This is a genomic window from Paenibacillus barengoltzii NBRC 101215, from assembly GCF_004000745.1.
Lineage (GTDB): Bacteria > Bacillota > Bacilli > Paenibacillales > Paenibacillaceae > Fontibacillus > Fontibacillus barengoltzii.
In genome coordinates this window covers 1-1629 of the sequence record NZ_BILV01000145.1, presented here as the reverse complement: position 1 = coordinate 1629, position 1629 = coordinate 1, and the positions used below count along the sequence as shown (strand labels likewise).

Annotated in this window: 1 protein-coding gene; it reads left to right on the top strand. The window is 49.8% G+C overall.

Annotation, left to right across the window (positions count from 1 at the left end; genetic code table 11):
* Nucleotides 1-172: 172 nt before the first annotated feature.
* The gene (locus PBA01S_RS22495; RefSeq protein ID WP_019007868.1) at nucleotides 173-1537 is read left to right on the top strand and encodes an ISNCY family transposase; all 1365 of its coding nucleotides are present in this window, start codon (nucleotides 173-175) and stop codon (nucleotides 1535-1537) included.
* Nucleotides 1538-1629 lie beyond the last annotated feature (92 nt).

Genomic DNA, 1629 nt, shown 5'->3' with positions numbered 1-1629 from the left:
TAGTTTCCCCTGAAAAAGTCAGGGTGTTTTGAGCATAATTAAAAGGAATTCAGCACCTCAAAATGGAAATTGTTATTGACGAGATAACAAAGTTCCACACCCCGAGGGAAGAATTCCTTTGCTATAGGAGTTCAACAGAAGCCCTCGGGAATCCTTCCAAGAGGTGAAGAAAATGTTGAAACTTCGAGACGAGCAATTGACCATCTGGGATGCCATTCTCCCGGAATCTGTTAGAAAGTTGCCGGTCGAGCTTGCAATCATAGATCAATTACTGGACGACGACCGTTTTCTTCAACCGTTTACTGAGTTGCACCCGAAAGGCAAGAAAAGCGGCCGTCCTACGCTTGCAATTGAAAAGTACATCCGTCTTATGGTCCTGAAGCATAAATACAATTTGGGCTACGAGTCACTCGTGAAGGAAGTCGGTGACAGCATCACATGGCGAATGTTCTGCCGGTTTGCCATCGACGAACCGATGCCCGACCCGTCTACGCTCATCTATGCCCGCAAACGCTACGGCGACAAGATCGTCGAAGACATCAATGCCGCACTCGTAAAGCAGTGTGAGGAAAAAGCCGTTCTGAAAACCCGCAAATTGCGCACGGATACGACGGTTGTGGAATCCGACATCCATCACCCGACAGACGCTACGCTGTTGCAAGATGGCGTAAAAGTCATCACTCGAACGATTCAGAAAATCCGGAAAGTCGCCTCCCACACTGTTCAAGGCTTTGAAGATCGTACGGCAGAAATCAAGGAAAAGATTCTGTCCATCGCGAAAGTTCTACGTCGCCGCACCCGTGAATCTTGGGAAGAAGTTGACCGGATCACTGGGAGCGTAATCGAAGTAGCCGAGAACGTTGTGAACAAGGCGCAAGCCGTTATCGAGAAACTGCAAGACAAGGGCAAAGCTGCTCTTCGACAAAGTAAAACCAAACTGACCGAGGCGGTCACGCTAACCGGCAAGTTGTTGGAACAAGCCAAACAGGTCGTTTCCGGCAATCGAATCATCGCAGATCGGATCGTCAGTTTCTTTGACCCGGAAGCAAGACCGATTAAGAAAGGTAAGCTGGCCAAAGGAACTGAGTTCGGCTACAAGGTGCGAATCGACGAGACGGAAAGCGGCTTTGTGACCGGCTACGCTGTCTACGAGGGGAACCCCTCGGATGATGAACTGCTCGTTCCCGCTGTACAGGCGCATATCAAGCAATTCGGCAAAGCGCCGCAAGCTGTAGCGACCGACCGCGGTTTCTCAAGCAAGAAGAACGAAACGGCCATTACCGAACTTGGTGTGAAGCGAGCTAGCTTGCCGCGAAAGGGCAAAAAAGGCATTGCCCGATCCGAGTACGAAAACGAATTATGGTTCAAAGACTTGCAGCGTTACCGTGCAGCTGGAGAAGCGAAGATTAGTCTTCTCAAGCGGAAGTACGGTTTGAACCGCAGCAGGTATCGGGGCTTTGTCGGCTCAAAATGCTGGGTCGGCTTCGGGATTCTGACCCACAACCTGCAAAGAGCGGCAAAAATGCTCCAAAACTAACATGGAAACCGATCATTAGGGAAAGTTCCCCCTCACAACCCAGCCAGCAACCCGAAACTATTTTTGAAAATCGACTTTTTCAGGAGCAACTA